We start from the raw sequence: 21,819 nt of genomic DNA, 5'->3' as shown, positions 1-21,819 counted from the left end.
GGAATAGGTAATAAGGCGCGCAATGATACCAGATTGTCTTGGTTTAACGCAGTTTGCGGATCACAAAAAGACGAGGTGCCGAGTCTTTATGGTCGGTGCTGTAAAGAGTGCTGACTTCAAATTGCCGGGTATCCAGTTGCTCGCACCAGTTTTTAACCTGACCGGTTTCCAGATCGCCGCCTTGGTGACCGGGATAGGCGAGCAGGGTGATGATGCCGTTGACGGCTAAAATCCGGGCGGCGACAGTCAAGGCGGTCAATGTGGAATCGGTTAGCGTAATGACTGTTTTATCACCGCCCGGCAAATAGCCCAGATTAAACATGATTGCGCGGACTTTGCCGTGGTGATACGCGGGAATTCTTTCGTCCATGTCGGCATGGCTGGCATGGATCAAGGTCAGGCATTCCGGTGAGTGTGCTTGCCGGAATTTCTCAAGAGTCGAGTGGATGGCCGCCTGTTGTATATCAAAGCCGTAAACATGGCCGGATGGACCGACTTGTTCGGCGAGGAATACGGTATCGTGACCGTTGCCTACCGTCGCATCGATGGCAATATCGCCGGGGCGGAGAATGTTCAGGATCAGGTCATGAGCTGCGTTAACCAGTGAAATGCGTTTCATAATGACGTTGGATATTGCTGGAATGGGCTAGGGGAGCGCCGTTTAATAAAGTATCGGCGAAATGTCGGCTGTACCAAGGTATCTGTAAACTGCCTTTTGCGCCAAAGCCGTTAAAAATGGCGAGCTGCTTGTGTTGCGGATGCAGGCCGATAAAGGGTTGTCTGTCCTGAGTGCAAGGCCGGATATTGGCTTGGTGGTTGATCAGCGTTGCCTGAGTCAAACCGGGTGAGACTTGGCTGAGCGCATTTAGCAAGTCATTTTTGCCCTGTTCGGTGGCTTGGGTGTCCAGATTTTCCCGATCAAACGTTGCGCCGGTACGGATTCGATGGTCGTTTAAAGGGATCAACCAGTTGCCGTAATTGAGGATTTTATCGGGTAATTCGGTTTGGTGTTCCAGCGTCAGGATTTCGCCTTTGACCGGTTGAAAAGGCAGCCAGTAAAACCAGGGGTTTTGCGTTGCCTGATAGCCTTCGCAGAAAATAATCTGCTTGGTGGCGATGTTCTGCCAGCGTAAAGACGGTTGCAGCTGTATGTCCCGGTAATCGAAACCAGCCTGCCGGTAGCTATTTTTGGCAATGAAAAACGCTTTCAGGCAACTTAATAGCGGCCGAGTTAATAAATAACCGGTCTGTCTTTGTTCCAGAAAACCGAAGGGTGTTGCAAGATTGTCGATGGTTTTGCCCTGTGGCTGTATGTCGCCGAGGTAGGCTTGATAGTCAGGGGTGTTAAGGCGTTTATGGGCGTTTGTAAATTCGCTGTCGCTACGGAAAATCCGCAGCATCGGTTTTTCATTATAAAAGTCTTGCTGGAAAAAATCGGCTAACTGTGAATAACAGTGTTTTGCCATGGGCAACAGCGCATCGACATCGGCGGATTTTACAAAGCGCATGCCGGTGATCGGGTTGATCAGTCCTGCTGCAACCTGTGAGGCATTTTCCCGGCCGTTATCGACAATGACGACTTTGCTGCCGCGTTGTATGAGTTCCCATGCCAGCAGGCTGCCCGCTAGTCCCTGGCCGATGATTAGAAAGTCGATCATAATTTATAGTTCACCACGAAGACACGAAGGACGCGAAGAAAAACAAGGTACGCTGGTTCCCAAGCTGGAGCTTGGGAACCAGCGTATTTCTTATCTTAATGCGGTAACGCCGGAGCGTGGAAACGATAAAGAAAAACTTCGTGTCCTTCGTGCCTTCGTGGTGAATTTTTATGTTTTGATGGCGATTAATGTTTATTTGGCTGTCAATGCCACACCGTTAAAACAAATCCCATCCCAGCCGTATTGCATGAAATTCCTGATGTTCTGGTGGCCTGTGCCGTGCGGGTCATTTAAAACATCCAGCCGGTAATAATCGCCAAACAGGTTTAACGTCTGCTGCTGGTCGAGTCGATTGAGTTGGGCAAAGGCGAAAATCTTGCAGGAGCCTTCGTTAGTACCGGCCTGATTGACTAACATCTGCTCATTCAGGCCGTTGCTAAATTCGGTGGCTTGGTAATGGTAGTTTTCAGTAATAACCGCGATAGTCTCATCAAAACTGACCGGGCTGTTATTTGTTACTTTTTCAATAAACGATGCGAGCGACATGTGTAAGTTCAAGGTAAACAGGGGTTAACGAAGCAATCCGGAAATACTTTTAAATTCAGGATGAGTGGAATCTTTGACCCATTCGAACAAGACCGATTCATAATTGGTAATGGTCGCGCCTTGTTGTTGCATGCGTTGCAAGGCATAGAATTTATGTTCCGCCTTGCGCGAACAGATGGCGTCTTCGACGACATGCACCTGATAGCCGAAATGCATCAATTCCAACGCGGTCTGCAATACGCAAACATGCGCTTCCTGGCCGACCAGTATGATTTGCTTGCGATCAGTGCTGGCTACGGTGTCGGTAAAACCATCAGCGGCACAGCAGGAAAAACCGGTCTTGTCGAAAATCAGGGTGTCTTCCGATAATATATCGGTGATAGTCGTATCGGTAGAGCCCAAGCCTTTCGGATATTGCTCGGTTAATAATACCGGGATGCTTAACAGTCCGGCGCCTTCAACCAGACTGCGGGCGTTGGTCGTCATCAATTCCGATTCAGCCTCCGGCATGGCGGCGGATAATTTTGCCTGCAAATCGACGACGATCAGCAGGCTGTTTTTTATAGACAGGAGGTTAGGGTGTGTGGTCATTTTAATTTGCAGGAAAGGGTTAGGGGAAGAAGGCGAAAGGCAAAAGGCTAAAGGCTAAAGGCTAAAGGCTAAAGGCTAAAGGCTAAAGGCTAAAGGCTAAAAAACACATCCTTCGCCTTTTACCTTGCGCCTTTAGCCCTTTTTCAAAATCCGTCCTTTTTCACGTTGCCAATCGCGGTCTTTTGAGGTTGCGCGCTTGTCGTGTAATTGCTTGCCTTTTGCCAGACCGATTTCCAGTTTGGCTCTACCGTTTTTCCAGTACATCTTCAATGGAATCAAGGTGTAACCTTTGCGTTCGACCGAACCGATCAGTTTGTTGAGTTCGTGCCGGTGCAGCAACAGTTTTTTGGCGCGGATAGAGTCGGGATTAACATGGGTCGATGCGGATAACAACGGTGAAATATGCGCGCCCGACAACCAGGCTTCGCCGCGTCTGATCACCACATAACTCTCTTTGAGTTGGATGCGTCCATCCCTCAGGCTTTTAACTTCCCAGCCTTCCAAAACAACCCCCGCTTCAAACCGTTCCTCAATCGAATACTCAAAAGTAGCCTGACGATTAACGGCAATGGTGGCATTTTGCTGCTTGGTGTTTTTCTTGGACTTTTTATCGGCCATAAGTGCGGGTTAGGATTTTTAAACTGACGTAAAGGAATAATTTTGCTATTTTACTCGATATTACTAACTGATGTTATGCAATAAGCGGAAAAGTTCACCACAAAACAAACATCCGTGGTGATTTTATAATTATTGAGTTTTTACAGGCACACAAATGACGGATACAAAAAAATCACAACATGGTGAATGGTCATCGCGTTTCGCATTTATTCTGGCTGCGACAGGTTCCGCAGTCGGTCTGGGTAATATCTGGAAGTTTCCCTATATTACCGGAGAAAATGGCGGCGGGGCATTTGTCATAATCTATCTGTTGTGCGTGTTGCTGATCGGCATCCCCATTATGATGGCGGAAACCATGTTGGGGCGTCGCAGCAGGCAAAACCCCATTAGCACCATGATAACCTTGGCCGATGAAGCCGGAGCGGATAAAAACTGGCATTATTTAGGCTGGATGGGCGTCGCTGCCGGTTTCTTAATACTCTCTTATTACAGCGTTATTGCGGGCTGGGCTTCGGCTTACGTGTTAAAGGCCTTGACCGGCAGCTTTTTCGGCGCCGATGCATCTGCGATAAAAGCGATTTTTGACGATTTTGTTGCCAGTCCGGTGAAATTGCTTTTTTGGCATAGCCTGTTCATGTTGGCGACCATGCTGATTGTGGTTCGCGGCGTTAATACCGGCCTGGAGAAAGCAGTTCGTTTTTTAATGCCCAGCCTGTTTGTGCTGCTGATTCTAATGGTGGCTTATGCAATGACCACCGACAGCTATGATCAGGGCGTCAAATTCTTGTTCACGCCTGATTTCAGCAAGCTGACCGGCAACGGCGTATTGACCGCCATGGGGCACGCTTTTTTTACCCTGAGTTTAGGCATGGGCGCCATCATGGTTTACGGTTCTTATTTGCCGAAAGATGTGTCGATTTCAAAAACCGTATTTTTGATTGCAGGCACCGATACCGTGGTTGCCTTATTGGCCGGTGTTGCCATCTTCCCGATTGTTTTTGCCAGTGGGCTGGAACCTGCAGCCGGTCCGGGACTTATCTTTCAAACCTTGCCGATAGCGTTTGGCAACATGACCGGCGGCTGGTTTTTCGGGGTTTTGTTTTTTGTAATGCTGGTTTTTGCGGCGTTGTCTTCCTCCATTTCATTGATTGAACCGGCTGTAGCGTGGCTGGTTGAAAATAAAGACATGAGCAGGGAACAAGCCTGTATCTGGTCGGGTTCGATAACCTGGCTGCTGGGACTTGGCACCATTTTTTCATTTAACGTTTGGTCCGAGTTCAAGATTTTCGACAGAACCATTTTTCAATTGCTGGATTATTTGACCGCCAATTTGATGTTGCCTATCGGCGGTTTTTGCATTGCAGTGTTCGCCGGTTGGATCATGAAGCAGCAACACACCGAGCATGAGCTGGATATGCCTAACGCGCTCAGCTATCAAACGTGGCAGATATTAACTCGCTACGTGGCCCCAGCCGCCGTGTTTCTGGTATTCCTGCACGTGGTCGGAGTTCTTTAAAATATGACCGTCGTTCAAAAAAGCGCCCTGGTCAAATTTTCAGCGCAGCAGATGTTTGATTTGGTTAACGACATTGAAGCTTACCCGAAGTTTTTGCCCTGGTGTAGCGGCAGCCGAATCATCAAGCGCGAAGATGATATTGTTGAAGCCGAGTTATTGATTTCCAAAGGCGGCTTTAAAAAGTCCTTTTCGACCAGGAACAAGATCGATAGCGGACGCAGTATGACGCTCTCCTTGTTGAACGGCCCGTTTTCCTCCTTGGAAGGAAAGTGGGAGTTTATACCGTTGCGCGAGGATGCCAGCAAGATTTCCCTGGATCTGGAGTTTGAAATGTCAGGCAAACTGGCAAGCCTGGCGTTCGGCGCAGTCTTCAACCAGATCTGCAACACCATGGTGAGTTCGTTTACCGCACGGGCCAAAGCTGTTTATGATTAATGTCGAAGTGGCTTACGCCAAACCCGAGCAACAGGTAATAGTCACAGTGGCAATGGAGGAGGGCGCGACCGTTGAAGCTGCGATAAAAGCCTCCGGCTTGCTGGAGCTTTTTCCTGAGATTGTTTTGTCCGAGCTTAATGCGGGGATTTTCGGCGTAGCCTGCAAGCTGGATCAGCCTGTTAGAGAGGGCGATAGGATAGAGATTTATCGGCCTTTGGTTCATGATCCTAAAGAGGCTCGGCGGCAGCGGGCTTTGAAGGGGATTTGATGCGTTGATGTAATCTGCTATTCTATTTGTATGAAAGTAAATGAAATTTTAATCATGTTGAAGAGAGATGGCTGGTATCTTGCCGCAACGCGAGGGAGTCATCGTCAATTCAAGCATTCAATTAAAAGTGGTCGTGTAACCGTCCCGGGAAAACCTAGCGATGATTTAGCGCACGGCACTTTAAATAGCATACTCAAACAAGCAAAACTAAAGGAGTAACCTATGCGTTATGCAATCGTTGTCGAAAAAGCGGAAAACAACTACTCAGCCTATGTACCCGATTTACCAGGCTGTGTTGCTACTGGCTCTACTGTAGAGGAAACTGAGCGTGAAATTCGTGAGGCAATCGAGTTTCATATCGAAGGGCTTATTGAAGATGGTTTGCCGGTGCCACAACCAGAAAGTATTGTTCAATACATTGAAATCGCTGCTTAAGTTGTCATTCATATAGAGTGCAAGCTCCGCCGGGTTAGCGATAGCGTAACTCGATATTTTGCGCAAATGCCTCGGGTTACGGCTGTCACATAACCCGCCCTTGGCTGAGGTACGAAGCGCATCAATCACGAAAAATGCGCTTCACTTTGTTCAGCACATTCTACGCACTCCATTCCTTATTCCTCTGCGAATTCATTCCCTTGCATGAATTAACCTCGAAGCACATAATCCGTGAACGAAATGGCGAAACCATTCCGACACTATCTGAGCCTAGGCTTAATTCCAGCCGTATGCAACAAATACTTCCGGGACGCTCAGCCAGTGTCGAATGCGCTTTTGCAAATCGTGCGATGCGTTAATCCATTCGACGCGCGTAATCAGAATAAACTTCTACAAGTTTCCTGTCCAGGCAGGCAAGGAGAGAAAAATGATTACACCAGAATACGATTTGGCTGTGGTAGGTGGCGGAGTTGCGGGCTTGTATTGCGGAATGCATGCCGCACCTGACTGGCGTGTCGCCCTATTCGAAGGCAGTCATCGCCTCGGAGGCAAACTGGAAACCGTTTCCATGCTTGGCTTCGATGCGGAATACGGGGCAATGCGTTTTGACCCGATCCGACAGTCCCGCATCGGCGAACTCATCAATGAACTGGGTATCGAAACCTTGCCTTTCCCGGAATATTCAAGTCCCCCTGATCAGCAACACAATTTGAACTACCGGCTGGATGCAGACGAGCAGGGCCTGACGACTTTAGAGCTCTACAAGCTTGCGATACAGAGGGTACTGGGGCTGTCGGAAGCGGAAATGCTGGCCCTGAGCGAACAGCAGCTCGAGTCGATCAGGCGGGAAAGCGTATTTTTCGGCCAGCCTTTATGGGAGCAAGGTTTGTGGAATACGCTGGGGCGGGTTATCAGCCACAATGCCTTGCGCTACATTGTTATGGAAGGCAGTTTTTTTCATTTCATTCACGAGAATCCGAATGCCGCAACCTGGATGATTACCTGGGTCAAGATGCTGCAAATGAGCCCAAATCTCAGGACGATCCGGCACGGCATGCAGTCGCTAGCCGATGCAATGCAGGAGCGCCTGCAACAGCGGGGTGCGGAAATTCACCGCGCTCAGGTGCTCACTTCCCTGGAACGCTATGATCGGGAACGAGTACTGCTGCATTTTTCCGAAGGACAGTCCTGCATTGCTAAACACGTCATTCTGGCGCTGCCCGAACATTGCCTGGTTCGCATCAACGGACTTCCGCCGGGAATTCGGTCGATGTTCGGATCGGTGCTGGACATCCCCTTGCTTAAATGTTTTTTCGTGGTCGAAGATCCGTGGTGGGACGAGGATATTCCTCATCTGGACATGCCGAATCTGCCTGCCCGTGAAGTGCACTATCAAAAGCGGGATGGCAAAGGCCTGGTCATGGTCTACGCCGACCGGCCGTACCTGAATTTCTGGAGCCAATATTTGCGCAAGGGTTATGAGACGCGGGCGGAGATTAATGGCGATCAGGGCTTGCCGCTGGCCTTCGCCCGTTTCATGGGCATCGATCCTAAGCGCATTGTCAGCTACGGCGTCCGTCATTGGGGAACCGAACCCTACGGCGCCGCCTGCCATCTATGGAAGCCCGGGATCAAACTCTGGACGGTGCAGGAAAAGGTATCGGCGTTTTCGCTGGAGCGCAACGGCCCCGCGAACGTGCATATTTGCGGCGAAGCCTTTTCGGATTATCAAGGCTTTATCGAGGGAGCGTTGCGTACGGCTAACGATGTGATGGGGAGATTGTAGGGTGCGCAGTGCGCACCCTTTAAGGCTAGAGCGGCAGTTGATCTGTTGGTGATCCCGGCGCCGGTTTTGCATCCGCTTTGTCACTCTTAGGCGAATCATCAGTGCTGTCATAGCCAAACAGGCCGGTGATCATTTCCCATAGGGTTCTTTCAAGATCACGTTTGGGTACTTCTATAGTGGTTTCTTCCGATGTTTTAATAACGGGAACAGCACTGGGTTTGAAATCACCTTGCACGCCGATCAGTTGATCATTATCAAAAAATAATGAAATTCTTTTTTGCTCCCTGTCTCCCCCTTCAATTTGTGCCGAATAGAGGTAGTCCCAGCGTTTTTGATGGAAAAAATCAACCAGCATCGGTGAGCCCATGATGTAAAGCACCTGGCGTTTGTTCATACTGGGTCTGAGTTGGTCAATCATGGATTGATCGACGATATTGCCTTGCTGGACATCGACGGTGTAGACGCCGGGCAGATTGTTCAGAATGGTGGAGCAGGAGCTGAGCGACAGACTTGCTACGACTGCAAAAGTGCAGGAAATACGATTCCACGGGTGGAGGAGGTGGAGCAATTGCCGAGAGCAATTACTAAATAGGTTTAAAGCAGAAAACGGCTTTCTCATTTAAGGCTGCGGATGAGTTGAAAATGCAAAATCATACAGGATGTTAAGGGATTATCCTATAAAACTGTCATGCCCATACCGTCAAAAAAAGGCTACAATGCACGTAATTCTATATAAGACTGCCTACACAAAGGTATAAACGGAGATTAATATTGGATACTCATGATTTAAGGAGTGCAGGCCTGAAGGTGACTTTACCTCGGGTCAAGATTCTGCAAATTTTAGAAAATCAGGTTAATGATCGTCATTTAACCGCCGAACAAGTTTATAAAATTCTGCTGAGTGAAGATGAAGAAATCGGTTTGGCTACGGTTTATCGTGTTTTAACTCAATTTGAAGCGGCCGGACTGGTGAGTCGACATCACTTTGAAGGCGGTAATTCTGTCTTTGAACTTGATAAAGGCACTCATCATGATCACATACTGTGTATGAAGTGCGGCAAAGTGGATGAATTTACCGATGAGGTTATTGAGGCCCGGCAAAAAGAAATCGCTGCAAAACTGGGCTATGAGTTGACCGATCACGGCCTTTATTTATACGGTTTTTGCGCTCAGTGCAGGAAATCCTGATTTTTTTATTTTAAATTGTAGGCTTCATGTTTAAACCTCTCATTTTTTATATCGGCTTGCGTTATACGCGGGCCAAACGCCGAACCCAGTTCATTTCTTTTATTACCTTAACTTCCGTGCTGGGCATAGCCTTGGGCGTCACTGCGTTGATTGCCGTGTTGTCGGTGATGAATGGCTTTGAAGCCGAATTACGCGAACGGATTCTCGGCATGACTTCACATGCAACCGCCACCGGAAAATATGGCCAGTTGGATAATTGGCAGGAACTGGAGCGGAAATTAAAAAACTATCCGCATGTAGAGGGCACCGCGCCTTTTATTAATGGACAAGTGATGATTAACGCCGACCGGCGCGTCAGCGGCACCATGCTGACCGGGATTCTGCCGGAATACGAGTCCAGGGTATCGGAAGTCGCCGACAAAATGAAAGAGGGCAAATTGTCCGATCTGGTTCCAGGCGAATACGGCATTGTTTTAGGGGTAGAGCTGGCCAATTATCTGGGCGTTTTCATGGGCGATAAAATCACCGTTATCAGTCCGCAAATTAACTCCACTCCGGCCGGTATTGTGCCTCGCATGCGGCGGTTTACCGTAGTCGGTATTTTTAAGGTAGGCATGTATGAATATGATCGCAATATGGCGCTGATTCATCTTGATGACGCGGCCAAGTTGTTTCGTTTAGAGAGCTCTGTTTCAGGTCTTAGAATCAAGCTGGATGATTTGTTTAATGCGCCGAAAATAACCCACGCTCTTTCAAACGCTTTGTATGACGATTATCAGGTTAGCGACTGGACGTTGGCGCACAGCAATTTCTTTCGGGCGATACAGACGGAAAAACGGGTGATGTTTATTATCTTGTTGCTGATTGTGGCGGTGGCGGCTTTTAATATCGTCTCTACGTTGGTGATGGTGGTTACCGATAAGCGCGGCGACATTGCTATTTTAAAAACCCAGGGACTCACATCAAGGTCGGTGATGGGAATTTTTATGGTGTTGGGGGCGGTCATCGGCGTAGTCGGCACCGCACTCGGAACCGTAGGCGGGGTGTTGCTGGCGTTGAATGTTGAAACCATCGTGCCGGCGATTGAAAAACTATTTAAGGTTCAGTTTATGGCCGCCGATGTGTATTACATCAGCGAACTGCCTTCCAAACTGGTCTGGACTGATGTGTATGCGATAGCGGGTATGGCCTTTTTACTGTCATTATTGGCGACTATTTATCCTGCCTGGCAGGCAGCCAAAGTAAATCCAGCGGAAGTTTTAAGATATGAATAATACCAACATACTGCAATGCCAACAGTTGACAATGCGCTATGACCAGGGCGGGCTGGATGTTGACGTTTTAAAAGGAGTTGATTTAAGTATCGGTGTCGGTGAACGTGTCGCCATTATGGGCGCATCGGGTTCAGGCAAAAGCACTTTGCTGCATCTGCTGGGCGGGCTTGAAAAACCCACCGGCGGTAAGGTGGTTTTGGACGGTGTTAATCTTAATGAAGTCGGCGCAGGTCAACTGGCTAAGTTGAGGAACAAATCGCTGGGATTTATCTATCAGTCGCATCATCTGCTGGGCGAGTTTACCGTACTGGAAAATGTGGCGATGCCTTTGTTGATTGCCGGATTGTCGGTAAAACTGGCGAGTATCCGTGCGATAGAGTTATTGAAGCGGGTAGGGCTGGGGCATCGTATCGAACACAAGCCCGGAGAATTGTCCGGCGGGGAACGGCAACGTGCCGCAGTAGCCAGGGCGTTAATCAATAAGCCCGGTGTAGTTCTGGCCGATGAACCTACCGGGAACTTGGATAGCAAAACGGCCGATCAGGTTTACCAGTTAATGCTGGAATTAAATCAGGAGCTGAACGTCAGCTTTTTGGTGGTGACTCATGATCATGAGCTGGCTGCAAGAATGGGTAAGGTTTTGCACATGGAAGATGGGCTGATTTTAGGCTAGGGGAAAAATAAAGCCGCCGGCACCTGCATTCATGCAGCCGTTGGCGGCTTGCCTTAATTAGTCTGCTTCGCTTTTTATGTCTTCAATCTGCGTGTCTTGTACAGCAGCAAGCCTTTTTTCTTTTCTTTCGGCCCATTTTTTGGTCACATGCTGTTGCCAGTAATATTGAATGCCGAAGTAACCAACGGCGGACGAGACTATACCCATAACAAAACAACCAGTCAGAAACGGTTGCCAGACATCGCCAAGTCCCGAGAACATGCCGCTTATTGAAAATTCGGATTCATCGGCGACGGCCGGCTGATTCATAAACCAGAGTCCGACTTTGTAAGCAAAATAAAACAGCGGCGGCATGGTGATGGGGTTGGTTATCCAGACCAGTCCTACTGAAATGGGCATATTAGCCCTAAAATAAATGGCGCCTGCAGCAGCAATGACCATTTGCCCCGGGGTCGGAATCCAGGCGCAAAAAAGACCCACGGCAAAAGCCATAGAGACAGAGCGTCGGTTTAAATGCCAGAGGTTAGGCTCGTGCAGTTTATCGCCAAGAAATTGCAGACTCTTGTGTCGTTTGATCACTTCAGGATCGGGTATGAACTTGTGGATCAGTTTTTGTATAAGTTCTTTTGGCATCGTTATTTCTTGTTCAAAGTTACATTTTTACAGTTTATCAGGTTTTTGTTAGCCTAAAAAACACCAAGGTGCTAAATGGTTGTTTCTGCCCTGTCATTTTTAGCCGGGCTGTTGTTGGTTCAGCAGTTGACGGTATTACCGGATATTAAATGCTTGATAGTCGGCGGCATAGCAGCCTGCATTATTGCATGGTTGCGTTATTGGCGGTGTCTGTTTTTTGTAGCCGGCGTTCTGTGGGCGGTAGTGTTTGCAATGCACCGCTTGTCCGACAGGTTGCCTGAACAACTGGAAGGTACAGAAATTCAGGTAACCGGCACCATAGCCGACTTGCCGGAGCAGGATGAAAAGCGCGCCCGCTTCGACTTTATCACCAGGGATGGTGTGTATGCCGCTAACTTGCCGGGAGCAGGTGCGGCGGCGATCAGCCCCGCGTCTGACCGGCAATTACCCGCTAAACTGAGATTAAGCTGGTATTACCCGGACCAATCCATCAAGGCAGGTCAGCAGTGGGTTTTTACCGTTAAGCTGAAGCGTGTCCACGGCAATATGAATCCCGGCGGCTTTGATTATGAACGCTGGCTGTTTACCGAAGGGGTAGGCGCGACAGGCTATGTGCGGCCAAGTCCAAAGCCGGTTTTGCTGGGACGCGATTCAGTCTGGAGTAGTATTTCCGTCTGGCGGCAAAGTATCACCGATCAGCTTTCAAGCACATTGGGCAGCAGTTCAAGTCTGGCGCTGATAAAGGCGCTGACTATCGGTGACGGCAACAGCGTCACTCAACAGCAATGGGAGGTTTTTCGTAAAACCGGAACAACTCATCTGGTGGTGATTTCCGGATCGCATATCGGCCTTATTGCCGGACTGGTTTATTTTCTGGTACTGAAATTATGGGCACGGACAGGATTGCTCGCCTGGTCGCCGCAAAAGGTTGCGGCAGTGGCGGCAGTGCTGGTTGCGGTTTTTTACTCCGGGCTTGCCGGGTTTTCCGTGCCTACTCAGCGCTCCGTGGTCATGTTGTCTATTGTTATGGCGGCCATTATTCTGCAACGCAACAGTCGCCCTTTTAATACCTTGTCCATCGCCATGTTTGCGGTGTTGATTGTGGACCCGTTAGCCGTTTTATCGGCGGGATTCTGGCTGTCATTTCTTGCCGTGGCTGTGATTGTTTATGCCGTTTCCGGGCGCTTGGGCCAGCTTGGGCCTATTTGGGGGGCAATAAAAATAAACTGGGCCACTTCGGTGGGTTTATCGCCTCTGCTATTACTGTTTTTTCAACAGGTTTCATTGATTGCGCCGTTGGCTAATTTGATCGCCGTGCCGGTCATCAGTCTGCTGGTTGTACCGTTATCGCTGCTGGCTGTTCTCATTATGTTTATCTCGCCGACATTGGCGAGTGAATTGTTCTATTTGATAGATTATGTATTGCAAGGTTTATGGTGGCTGTTGGATCATCTGGCAGAAATTCCCATGGCGTCGGTAAATCATGCATTGCCCTCGTATTGGGCATTGCTTTTCGCCGTGCCGGGTATTTTATTGCTGCTTGCTCCCGTCGGTATTCCAGCGCGGTGGTTGAGTCTGGTGATGTTTTTGCCGCTGGTGTTTACCGATACAAAACAACCTGAAACAGGTGACATCAACATGACCCTGCTGGATGTCGGGCAAGGCTTATCGGCTGTCGTACAAACTACTCATCATCTTCTGGTTTACGATACCGGCGCGAAATTTTCTGAGCAAAGTGATATGGGGAAAAGTGTGCTGTTGCCTTTTTTGCACTCGCAAGGTATTGCTAAAGTCGACACTTTAGTTATCAGCCATGGCGATAACGACCATATCGGCGGCGCTGTATCGCTAATGCGCGGTATTGATACAAAACAAGTGCTGACCAGTGTGCCTCAGCTGTTAAGCGAATATGCGCCAATCGCGTGTAAAGCCGGACAATCGTGGTTATGGGATGAGGTCAAGTTCACTGTGCTGAGTCCACAGCAAGCGTTTGTGTCGGAAAACGACAATTCCTGCGTGCTGAAAATCCAATCGAAACACGGCACGGTATTGTTGACCGGCGACATAGAAGCTGCGGCAGAATCCTGGCTGGTTGAGACCTACGACGAGGCTTTAAAGGCCGATGTATTGGTTGCTCCGCATCACGGCAGCAAGACTTCATCGACAGTCGGTTTTTTGCAAGTCATTCAGCCTGACTACGTGTTGATTCCGGCGGGTTACCGGAATCAATTCGGTCATCCGCATAGGGATGTTTTGGCGCGCTATCGGCAAGCCAATGCTAAATGGCTGAATAGTGCCGACAGCGGGGCTATTGTTGCTAATGTGAAAAGCAATGTATTGGTAGTGCAGGGGATGCGTGAGACGGAAAGTAAATATTGGAATATTAAATGATATTTACCTATGACTTTACTCTGTAATTAAATAGGACTAAAATAGTCCTTAATTATTAGGGGCAAGATATGTTACGGCTAAGTAAGTTAACTGATTATGCGACGGTCATTTTAAGTTTTATGGCCCGAGAAAAGACGCAGGTGCACGCGGCTATGGAAATATCGACGGTGACAGGTATTGCCCTGCCTACAGTCAGTAAAATACTTAAGCTGCTGGTTAACGCGGACGTGTTGGTTTCTACGCGTGGTGCCAAAGGTGGTTATGTTTTAGCCAGAATACCGGAAGAAATCAGCGTTGCAGCGGTTATCTGCGCACTGGAAGGACCGATTGCCCTCACCGAATGCAGTATTTCCCATCAGGGCTGCGAGCAGGCTTCGGGCTGTGATATTTTGGGAAACTGGAGTTTGATTAACCAGACCATTCATAACGCATTAGAGTCGGTGACTTTAGCCGATTTAATCAGACCCGTTGTTGTGCCGGAAGAAGTGTTGATTCCGGTCTCCAGTTTATATAGGTAGAAAATTTTATGTCAGCAAGCGAACAAGAAATCAAGAATCTGATCGGTAAGGAATACAAGCAAGGCTTTGTGACTGTATTGGAAACCGATACTTTCCCGCCCGGACTGGATGAAGCGGTTATTCACAGGTTATCGAAAGTCAAGAATGAGCCTGAGTTTATGCTGGAATACCGACTGAAAGCGTTTCGTCATTGGCAGACCATGAAGACGCCTAAATGGGCGTTCGTCAAGTTCGATCCTATCGATTATCAGACGATCAGTTACTATTCTGCGCCTAAACGCAAGGAAGACGGCCCCAAAAGTCTGGATGAAATCGATCCTCAGATATTGGAAGCCTACAAAAAGTTAGGTATTCCTTTGGATGAACAGGAGCGTTTGGCCGGTGTTGCGGTCGATGCGGTTTTCGACAGCGTGTCGGTAGCGACTACCTTTAAAGGCAAGCTGAAAGATGCTGGCGTTATTTTCTGCCCGATTTCAGAAGCCTTGCGCGATCATCCCGAACTGATCAAGCAATATCTGGGCTCGGTTGTGCCGCATACGGACAATTATTTTGCCGCTTTAAATGCAGCCGTATTTACTGACGGGTCATTTGTCTATATTCCCAAAGGCGTACGTTGCCCGATGGAATTATCGACCTATTTCAGGATCAACGCCGCCAATACCGGACAGTTTGAGCGGACTTTAATTATTGCCGACGAAGGCAGTCATGTCAGTTATCTGGAAGGCTGCACCGCACCGATGCGCGATGAAAACCAGCTGCATGCGGCGGTGGTTGAGTTAGTCGCGATGAAAGATGCGGTGATTAAATACTCGACCGTGCAAAACTGGTATCCGGGCGATAAAAACGGTTTGGGCGGTATTTATAACTTTGTCACCAAACGTGCCGATTGTCGCGGCGAGAATTCCAAAGTGTCGTGGACGCAGGTGGAAACCGGTTCGGCCATTACCTGGAAATACCCAAGCTGCATCCTGACCGGCGATAATTCCACCGGCGAGTTTTATTCGGTGGCGCTGACCAATAATTATCAGCAGGCCGATACCGGAACCAAGATGATCCATATCGGCAAAAACACCAGCAGCACCATTATTTCCAAAGGTATTTCGGCAGGTAAAGCGCAGAATACTTATCGGGGTTTGGTCAAGGTGTTAAAAAGCGCTGAAAATGCCCGTAACTATACCCAGTGCGATTCGCTGTTAATCGGCGATAAATGCGGCGCGCATACCTTTCCTTATGTCGAAGTCAAGCAGCCCTCGGCCCAGGTCGAACATGAAGCGACGACGTCCAAGATCAGCGAAGACCAGTTGTTCTTCTGCCAGCAACGCGGACTGTCGGCGGAAGATGCGGTGTCGATGATCGTCAACGGTTTTTGTAAGGAAGTGTTCAGGGAATTGCCGATGGAGTTTGCGGTGGAGGCTCAGGCGTTGTTGGGTTTGAGTTTGGAAGGGTCTGTTGGGTAGTCTGCCTATTCAAGTAAGTGCGCAGGAGTCGTCATACCCGCCGGGAAGCGGGTATCCAGTGCCATGGATGGCTAACTTAAAGACATCCATGTAGCCTGGATTCCGGCAATCCCTGCCGGAATGACGGGCTTACGCAAACTTGTGGATAATGATGATGGAATTAAAAAGACAAGGCATTGTTGATGTTGCCCTTCGAGATGGTGAAAATGTTTTAGAGGATTATGCCTTGGTTCAGCTAATCAATTCAGATCAAAGTCCAGTTATGACAATCGAAGATGCAAAGAAATACTATGCGAGTTTGGATAAGGCAAAATGGAAGTCGGATTGATGGCTAAATATGAAATGATTATTTACTGGAGCGAAGAAGATCAGACTTATATCGCCGAAGTGCCTGAATTAGCCGGTTGTATGGCCGATGGGAGCTGTTATCAAGAAGCGGTTAGCAATGCTGAACGGGTTATTGCTGAATGGATAGATACAGCTGTAGAGCTAGGTCGGTATATTCCCGAGCCTAAAGGTCGGTTGTATGCTTAGGCTATATCGGTATTGTTGTTCGATTGCTCGTAAGCATCCTTTGGTCGTAGTAATTTGCACGATGTTGATTGTTTTCAGTTTTTATTTCGCTAAATTTCATAATGGCTTCTCAGATACCAAAGGCGATTGGGGGACTTTTGGCGATTATGTTGGTGGGATACTCAATCCTGTTATTGCTGCATTTGCATTTTATTTGATAGCAGAGACTTATAAGTTACAAATCAAGGCTTATGATTTACAAAAAACGGAGTTAGAAGAAACAAGGAAACTGTTAAAAGTATCAACGGATGCACAAAATGACCAAGTAAAATTAGCTGCACTGACTGCGCTTTTTAATTCGAATCTAACGAGAATTGGATTGCTTAAGTCTGAGAGAATCGAATTATTGAATGGAATACCTGCCTATCTTAGGCCTCAAGCTACTGACACCAGATCAAATGAAGATTTGACAGATTTTGATGCGGGGGGAGAGCAAGTCTTTTTAAAGGAATCTATCCATATAATAAAGAAAGTTCGTGAGATTAACGGTGAAATTCAAAGCTTGACTAATAAGAATAATGAATTAGAACAACAGATAGTGGATTTTTTGAAAGAAAAATGAATTTATATAAGACAGAGTTTTAAATTCTTATTAATCCATGAATAACAAATACACAGCATTAATAAAACAAGACGCTGATTGGTGGCTAGGATGGATTGAGAAAATCCCTGGTGTTAATTGCCAGGCAGCTACTCATGATGAATTGGTTGAAAGTTTAAGAGTCACTTTGCAAGAAGCTTTGACTTTTTATTCATGAACAAAAAATAAATAAAGTTTGTAAAAATCCGGGTGTAAAACCCGTTAAATAGCACAGGTAAAACAACATGCTCAGCATAAAAAATCTTCACGTCAGCGTTGGCGATAAGCCCATTCTTAAAGGCATTAACCTTGAGATTAAAGCCGGTGAAATCCACGCGATTATGGGGCCGAACGGCTCCGGTAAAAGCACCTTGTCGCATGTGTTGTCAGGCAAGGGCGGTTACACCGTAACCGAAGGCTCGGCGACTTATCAGGGCAAAGATTTACTGGAGATGGCGCCTGAAATCAGGGCGCGTGAAGGTTTATTTTTGGCGTTCCAGTATCCGGTGGAAATTCCTGGCGTCAGTAATATCTATTTATTGAAAGCGGCGCTGAATTCTATACGCAAACATAATGGTCAGCCTGAAGTCGATGCGATGGATTTTTTAACGTTGGTTAAAGAAAAAGTGCGTTTGCTGGAAATGGATGAGAAGTTTCTTTACCGCGCGGTTAACGAAGGCTTCTCCGGCGGCGAAAAGAAACGTAATGAAATCCTGCAAATGGCTATTTTGGAACCCAAGTTGTGCATTATGGATGAAACCGATTCAGGCCTGGACATCGACGCTTTAAAAATCGTATCGGAAGGCGTGAATTCATTACGCTCACCGGAGCGGTCATTTGTGATGGTGACGCATTACCAACGTTTGCTGGATTATATTAAACCGGATTTTGTCCATGTTTTGGCGAACGGCCAGATTGTTAAATCAGGCGGTCCTGAGCTGGCATTGGAGCTGGAAGAAAAAGGTTACAGTTGGGTCGAAAACAATCAGGCGGCGGCATAAATGAATACGGCAACAGCAAGCCGTTATGCGGCTGAATACCCAACGATAGCATCTGCCTTGCCGGGGCAAACATTGCCCTGGTTGAAAGCGTTAAGAGCTGAAGCATTGATCGCATTCTCAGCGCATGGCTTTCCATCGCCGCGTGAAGAAGAATGGCGTTACACCAATGTGTCCGGCATTGAGAAGAAACTGTTTGCACCGTCGGTAGATTTAACCGGCAGTGATGTTGATGCCGATTGGCTGAAATCGTATCGGTTGGAAGATGCCTGGGTTTTGGTTTTAGTGAATGGCCATTTCTCGGCAGAGCTTTCGGTTTTAGACGGCCTGCCCGAAGCCGTTTCAGTAATGAGCATGGCTGATGCATTGGCAAAGCAGCCGGACAAAGTGGAAAAATATCTGGGCGCAGCTGCCGATCAATCGGAGCACAGCTTTATCGCTTTCAATACCGCATGGTTTACCGACGGTTTGTTTGTGCATGTACCGGCCAAGCTGGTTTTAGACAAACCGATACAGTTGTTGCATATTGTGACCGGCAGCGATGCAATGGCTACGACCCGCAATATCATTATTGCCGACGAAATGGCCGAAGCTAAGGTAATAGAGACTTATGTCGGTATAGATAATGCCTATTTAACGTCCGCAGTCACCGAGGTTTTTGTCGGGCAGAATGCCGATGTGACGCTGTATAAAATGCAAAGCGAGTCTGACAAAGCCTACCATTTTGGCGGCAGCTATATTAAACAGGCTCGTGATGCGCGCTTTACGCATCACAATTTCGCCTTTGGCGGCTTGCTGGCGCGTAGCGATATTCATGCCGATCTGGATCACGCGTCAGAGTGCGAACTGAACGGTTTGTACTTGGGCGTCAAGCGTCAGCATATCGACAACCATACCCGCATCAATCACTTGAAACCTTATGCCATCAGCCGCGAGCTGTACAAAGGTGTGCTGGATGACAGGGCCAGAGGCGTGTTTCAAGGGCGAGTAATTGTGGCTATTGATGCGCAGAAAACCGATTCGCAAATGAACAACCGCAACCTGCTGTTATCGGATGATGCCGAAGCGGATACCAAACCGCAGCTGGAAATTTATGCCGATGACGTCAAATGCGGGCATGGCGTGACGGTGGGGCAGTTGGATGAAAAATCCATTTTTTACCTGCAATCACGCTGCGTTGATGAAGAAACGGCGCGCAACATGCTGACCTTTGCATTTGCTAACGAAATGGTCGATAAGATCAAGATTAGAAGCTTGCACGACAAAGTTTTAGAGCAGGTATTGGCGCGCTTCCCGCAAGAAGGCGTCAACAAGGAATGGCTATAAAATATCGGCAATGTCGATGGTGATCTGGTCTAGCTGAGACAAAGTAATGCTGTCGCCGACCCGCAACGTGGTTTTCTCGCCGTAACAATCACCATGCGGTTGGCGATAGACTTCAACGCAAGAGTCGTTCAAGTTCATCAGCCAGTATTCGGGAATGTTATGGTTGGCGTATAGACGCAGTTTCTGGTTTTGGTCGAAGCTAAGCGAGCTATCAGCGACTTCGATCAATAACAAGACATCATCGGCATTAGGGTGACGGGAACAATAGAAATCTTCATTGGGCTTTAACAGCATGAAATCCGGCTCAGGCTCGGAAAGATCGCCGAGTTGTAAGGGGTTTTGGACACTGACTATAGCTTTGCCGAAAACTAAAGTTGATAGGAAGTGGGTTAAACGTATTACATGACCTGAGTGATTAGAGCCAATAGGTGCCATTTCCAAGATTTCTCCATCGATAAGTTCAAGACGGCTATCAGGCGGAAAAATATTAGCTTCACCTAATTTTTGCCATTCCTTGATGTCGGTCAGATGTTTTCGTACAGTCGCAGTTGCTATAGTCATTTTCTTAATGAGAGTCAGATAAGAAGAATGGCTCGAATATAATAGGTTGTAATTAAAGAATCAATGTTATCGGAATAAATATGACAAACTTTCCCGTAGAAAAAATCCGCGCCGATTTCCCCATATTGGCTGAACTTATACGCAACAAGCCGCTGGTTTATCTGGATAACGCGGCCTCTTGCCAAAAGCCCCAGGCGGTTATCGACAGCATCGTGCATTTATATAGTCATGATTATGCCAACGTGCATCGTGGCGTACATACCTTAAGCGTGCGATCTACCGATAAGTTTGAAGGCGCGCGCACCAAAGTTAAAGACTTTATTAATGCAGCCAGCGAAAAAGAGATTATTTTTGTCAGAGGCGCTACAGAAGCGATTAATCTGGTCGCGCAGACTTACGGCAAAGCTAATATCAAAGCCGGTGATGAGATTTTAATCACCGCCATGGAACATCATTCCAATATTGTGCCTTGGCAAATGCTCTGCGAGCAAACCGGCGCAATCTTAAAAGTTGCACCGATTAATCTGCAAGGCGAATTGATTTATGACGAGTTTGAAAAGCTGATCAGCGACAAAACCAAGCTGGTGTCAGTCGTGCATATGTCCAACGCTTTGGGCACCATTAACCCGGTTAAAGACATTATTGCCGCGGCGCATGCCAAAAATATTCCGGTACTTCTAGATGGTGCGCAGGCTATTCCGCATATGGCAGTAGACGTGCAGGACCTGGATTGCGACTTTTACGTGTTCTCAGGCCATAAACTTTATGCACCTTCAGGCATAGGTGTACTCTACGGCAAACAGGCGTTGCTGGAAGCCATGCCCCCGTATCAGGGCGGCGGCGATATGATCCGCAAAGTCACCTTTGAAGAAACCGAATATAATGTGCTGCCTTACAAGTTTGAAGCAGGCACGCCTAACATTGCCGATGTGGTTGGTTTGGGGGCGGCAATCGATTATCTGAATGCAATCGGCATGGATAAGATCGCCGCCTATGAAGCCGAGTTGCTTGATTACGCCACTGAAAAAGCCCAACAAATTAAAGGGCTACGGATTATCGGCGAGGCCGGGCATAAGGGCGCGATATTGGCTTTTGTGCTGGATAGAATTCATCCGCACGATATTGGCACCATGCTGGACAGCTTGGGCATTGCCATCAGGGCAGGGCACCATTGCGCGATGCCGGTCATGGACTTTTTTGAAGTCCCTGCGACGGCAAGAGCGTCATTTGCAATGTATAACACCAAAGAAGAAATTGATGTTTTAATGAAAGGTATACAATCCTTGATCGAGGTATTTGGCTAATGTTTGATGATTTACGCGACCTCTATCAAGAGGTGATTTTCGACCACAACCGCAACCCGCGCAATTTTCGGGTCATGGACAACGCCGACCGGAAAGTGGAAGGCTTTAATCCGTTGTGCGGCGACCGTTTGACCTTATATTTGAAAATGGACGGCAATACGATTACCGATGCCAGTTTTCAGGGCTCAGGTTGTGCCATTTCGACGGCGTCTGTTTCGTTGATGACCGAGATAGTCAAAGGCAAGACCGAGCAGGAAGCCGAAGACTTGTTTAAAAAGTTCCATGAAATGACCACAGGCAAAGATGAACAGATTAATCTTGAAGCGGTCGGCAAATTGGCTGTATTGGCCGGTGTGCGTGAATATCCGGCGCGAGTTAAATGTGCGACATTGGCTTGGCATACGCTGGATGCGGCATTGAAAAACGAACAGAAATCCATTTCTACAGAATAATTCACCACGAAGACACGAAGGACACGAAGTTTTTACAG

The 21,819-nt window shown here is 47.8% G+C and carries 28 protein-coding genes; 20 read left to right on the top strand and 8 right to left on the bottom strand.

What is annotated here, in order from left to right:
- Positions 1 to 43 precede the first annotated feature (43 nt).
- The 5 genes from Q8L79_RS08735 to smpB all read right to left on the bottom strand — a co-directional run bounded on the left by Q8L79_RS08735 (position 44) and on the right by smpB (position 3,413).
- Positions 44 to 619, bottom strand: coding sequence for a class I SAM-dependent methyltransferase (locus Q8L79_RS08735; RefSeq protein ID WP_305270103.1), 576 nt, complete (start codon positions 617 to 619; stop codon positions 44 to 46).
- Complete coding sequence (locus Q8L79_RS08730) at positions 597 to 1,658, bottom strand: FAD-binding oxidoreductase (protein ID WP_305270101.1); 1,062 nt, start codon at positions 1,656 to 1,658, stop codon at positions 597 to 599. The genes Q8L79_RS08735 and Q8L79_RS08730 overlap by 23 nt, the downstream gene beginning before the upstream one ends.
- 192 nt (positions 1,659 to 1,850) lie before the next feature.
- The gene (locus Q8L79_RS08725) at positions 1,851 to 2,204 is read right to left on the bottom strand and encodes a HopJ type III effector protein (RefSeq protein ID WP_104428463.1); all 354 of its coding nucleotides are present in this window, start codon (positions 2,202 to 2,204) and stop codon (positions 1,851 to 1,853) included.
- 24 nt (positions 2,205 to 2,228) lie between these two features.
- Entirely contained in the window at positions 2,229 to 2,795 is a 567-nt protein-coding gene (locus tag Q8L79_RS08720) for an isochorismatase family protein (protein WP_305270095.1), read from the bottom strand.
- A gap of 132 nt (positions 2,796 to 2,927) precedes the next feature.
- Positions 2,928 to 3,413 carry an SsrA-binding protein SmpB gene (gene smpB, locus Q8L79_RS08715; protein WP_006894106.1) on the bottom strand — a complete coding sequence of 162 codons (486 nt, stop codon included), beginning with the start codon at positions 3,411 to 3,413 and terminating at the stop codon, positions 2,928 to 2,930.
- A 154-nt stretch (positions 3,414 to 3,567) separates the two neighbouring features.
- Here smpB and Q8L79_RS08710 point away from each other — a divergent pair, with 154 nt between their 5' ends.
- From Q8L79_RS08710 to Q8L79_RS08685, 6 genes are all read left to right on the top strand, one after another.
- Positions 3,568 to 4,929, top strand: coding sequence for a sodium-dependent transporter (locus Q8L79_RS08710; RefSeq protein ID WP_305270090.1), 1,362 nt, complete (start codon positions 3,568 to 3,570; stop codon positions 4,927 to 4,929).
- Between the two features lie 3 nt (positions 4,930 to 4,932).
- A complete protein-coding gene (locus Q8L79_RS08705; protein WP_305270088.1) occupies positions 4,933 to 5,364 on the top strand; it encodes a type II toxin-antitoxin system RatA family toxin in 432 nt (143 codons plus the stop codon).
- Positions 5,360 to 5,632, top strand: a complete 273-nt coding sequence (locus Q8L79_RS08700; RefSeq protein WP_305270262.1) for an RnfH family protein — start codon at positions 5,360 to 5,362, stop codon at positions 5,630 to 5,632. The genes Q8L79_RS08705 and Q8L79_RS08700 overlap by 5 nt, the downstream gene beginning before the upstream one ends.
- A 30-nt stretch (positions 5,633 to 5,662) precedes the next feature.
- Positions 5,663 to 5,851 (top strand): type II toxin-antitoxin system HicA family toxin, encoded by a 189-nt coding sequence (locus Q8L79_RS08695; protein ID WP_370869907.1) that lies wholly within the window; start codon positions 5,663 to 5,665, stop codon positions 5,849 to 5,851.
- A 3-nt stretch (positions 5,852 to 5,854) separates the two neighbouring features.
- Complete coding sequence (locus Q8L79_RS08690) at positions 5,855 to 6,067, top strand: type II toxin-antitoxin system HicB family antitoxin (RefSeq protein ID WP_305270086.1); 213 nt, start codon at positions 5,855 to 5,857, stop codon at positions 6,065 to 6,067.
- Positions 6,068 to 6,494: 427 nt separating this feature from the next.
- Positions 6,495 to 7,853 carry an FAD-dependent oxidoreductase gene (locus Q8L79_RS08685; RefSeq protein ID WP_305270084.1) on the top strand — a complete coding sequence of 453 codons (1,359 nt, stop codon included), beginning with the start codon at positions 6,495 to 6,497 and terminating at the stop codon, positions 7,851 to 7,853.
- A 25-nt stretch (positions 7,854 to 7,878) separates the two neighbouring features.
- On the opposite strand, the gene Q8L79_RS08680 is transcribed toward Q8L79_RS08685, so the two are convergent.
- Positions 7,879 to 8,472 carry an outer membrane protein assembly factor BamE gene (locus Q8L79_RS08680; RefSeq protein WP_305270082.1) on the bottom strand — a complete coding sequence of 198 codons (594 nt, stop codon included), beginning with the start codon at positions 8,470 to 8,472 and terminating at the stop codon, positions 7,879 to 7,881.
- Positions 8,473 to 8,624: 152 nt separating this feature from the next.
- On the opposite strand from Q8L79_RS08680, the gene fur reads away from it, so the two are divergent.
- From fur to lolD, 3 genes are read left to right on the top strand one after another with little or no spacing between them, the layout of a single operon-like run.
- Positions 8,625 to 9,041: a ferric iron uptake transcriptional regulator gene (fur, locus tag Q8L79_RS08675; RefSeq protein WP_305270079.1), complete on the top strand. Its 417-nt coding sequence runs from the start codon at positions 8,625 to 8,627 to the stop codon at positions 9,039 to 9,041.
- 26 nt (positions 9,042 to 9,067) lie between these two features.
- Positions 9,068 to 10,315: a lipoprotein-releasing ABC transporter permease subunit gene (locus Q8L79_RS08670; RefSeq protein WP_305270077.1), complete on the top strand. Its 1,248-nt coding sequence runs from the start codon at positions 9,068 to 9,070 to the stop codon at positions 10,313 to 10,315.
- Entirely contained in the window at positions 10,308 to 10,988 is a 681-nt protein-coding gene (gene lolD / locus Q8L79_RS08665) for a lipoprotein-releasing ABC transporter ATP-binding protein LolD (protein ID WP_305270075.1), read from the top strand. Before Q8L79_RS08670 ends, lolD begins: the two co-directional genes overlap by 8 nt.
- 57 nt (positions 10,989 to 11,045) lie before the next feature.
- Here lolD and Q8L79_RS08660 read toward each other — a convergent pair whose 3' ends face one another.
- Positions 11,046 to 11,621, bottom strand: a complete 576-nt coding sequence (locus Q8L79_RS08660) for a DUF2062 domain-containing protein (RefSeq protein ID WP_305270073.1) — start codon at positions 11,619 to 11,621, stop codon at positions 11,046 to 11,048.
- Between the two features lie 75 nt (positions 11,622 to 11,696).
- Between Q8L79_RS08660 and Q8L79_RS08655 the strand changes: the two genes are divergently transcribed.
- The 9 genes from Q8L79_RS08655 (at position 11,697) to sufD (ending at position 19,464) form a co-directional block, all read left to right on the top strand.
- Positions 11,697 to 14,012, top strand: coding sequence for a DNA internalization-related competence protein ComEC/Rec2 (locus Q8L79_RS08655; protein WP_305270071.1), 2,316 nt, complete (start codon positions 11,697 to 11,699; stop codon positions 14,010 to 14,012).
- Positions 14,013 to 14,080: 68 nt separating this feature from the next.
- Positions 14,081 to 14,530, top strand: a complete 450-nt coding sequence (locus Q8L79_RS08650) for an SUF system Fe-S cluster assembly regulator (RefSeq protein ID WP_305270069.1) — start codon at positions 14,081 to 14,083, stop codon at positions 14,528 to 14,530.
- Between the two features lie 8 nt (positions 14,531 to 14,538).
- Positions 14,539 to 15,987: a Fe-S cluster assembly protein SufB gene (gene sufB, locus Q8L79_RS08645; protein ID WP_305270067.1), complete on the top strand. Its 1,449-nt coding sequence runs from the start codon at positions 14,539 to 14,541 to the stop codon at positions 15,985 to 15,987.
- Between the two features lie 151 nt (positions 15,988 to 16,138).
- Positions 16,139 to 16,315, top strand: coding sequence for a hypothetical protein (locus tag Q8L79_RS08640; protein ID WP_305270066.1), 177 nt, complete (start codon positions 16,139 to 16,141; stop codon positions 16,313 to 16,315).
- Positions 16,315 to 16,521, top strand: a complete 207-nt coding sequence (locus Q8L79_RS08635) for a type II toxin-antitoxin system HicB family antitoxin (RefSeq protein WP_305270064.1) — start codon at positions 16,315 to 16,317, stop codon at positions 16,519 to 16,521. The genes Q8L79_RS08640 and Q8L79_RS08635 overlap by 1 nt, the downstream gene beginning before the upstream one ends.
- Positions 16,522 to 16,582: 61 nt before the next feature.
- Complete coding sequence (locus Q8L79_RS08630; RefSeq protein ID WP_305270062.1) at positions 16,583 to 17,122, top strand: hypothetical protein; 540 nt, start codon at positions 16,583 to 16,585, stop codon at positions 17,120 to 17,122.
- A 37-nt stretch (positions 17,123 to 17,159) separates the two neighbouring features.
- The gene (locus tag Q8L79_RS08625) at positions 17,160 to 17,318 is read left to right on the top strand and encodes a type II toxin-antitoxin system HicB family antitoxin (protein WP_305270060.1); all 159 of its coding nucleotides are present in this window, start codon (positions 17,160 to 17,162) and stop codon (positions 17,316 to 17,318) included.
- Between the two features lie 67 nt (positions 17,319 to 17,385).
- A complete protein-coding gene (gene sufC / locus Q8L79_RS08620) occupies positions 17,386 to 18,141 on the top strand; it encodes a Fe-S cluster assembly ATPase SufC (RefSeq protein ID WP_305270059.1) in 756 nt (251 codons plus the stop codon).
- Complete coding sequence (gene sufD, locus Q8L79_RS08615) at positions 18,142 to 19,464, top strand: Fe-S cluster assembly protein SufD (RefSeq protein ID WP_305270057.1); 1,323 nt, start codon at positions 18,142 to 18,144, stop codon at positions 19,462 to 19,464.
- On the opposite strand, the gene Q8L79_RS08610 is transcribed toward sufD, so the two are convergent.
- Positions 19,459 to 20,025, bottom strand: coding sequence for a Uma2 family endonuclease (locus Q8L79_RS08610; protein WP_305270056.1), 567 nt, complete (start codon positions 20,023 to 20,025; stop codon positions 19,459 to 19,461). The two genes, sufD and Q8L79_RS08610, sit on opposite strands and share 6 nt — an antisense overlap.
- An 80-nt stretch (positions 20,026 to 20,105) precedes the next feature.
- Between Q8L79_RS08610 and Q8L79_RS08605 the strand changes: the two genes are divergently transcribed.
- The gene (locus Q8L79_RS08605; RefSeq protein WP_305270054.1) at positions 20,106 to 21,329 is read left to right on the top strand and encodes a cysteine desulfurase; all 1,224 of its coding nucleotides are present in this window, start codon (positions 20,106 to 20,108) and stop codon (positions 21,327 to 21,329) included.
- The gene (sufU, locus tag Q8L79_RS08600) at positions 21,329 to 21,781 is read left to right on the top strand and encodes a Fe-S cluster assembly sulfur transfer protein SufU (protein WP_305270053.1); all 453 of its coding nucleotides are present in this window, start codon (positions 21,329 to 21,331) and stop codon (positions 21,779 to 21,781) included. Before Q8L79_RS08605 ends, sufU begins: the two co-directional genes overlap by 1 nt.
- Positions 21,782 to 21,819 lie beyond the last annotated feature (38 nt).

Source organism: Methylobacter sp. (assembly GCF_030680395.1).
Lineage (GTDB): Bacteria > Pseudomonadota > Gammaproteobacteria > Methylococcales > Methylomonadaceae > Methylobacter_A.
This window is presented reverse-complemented; position numbering and strand designations above follow the sequence as displayed.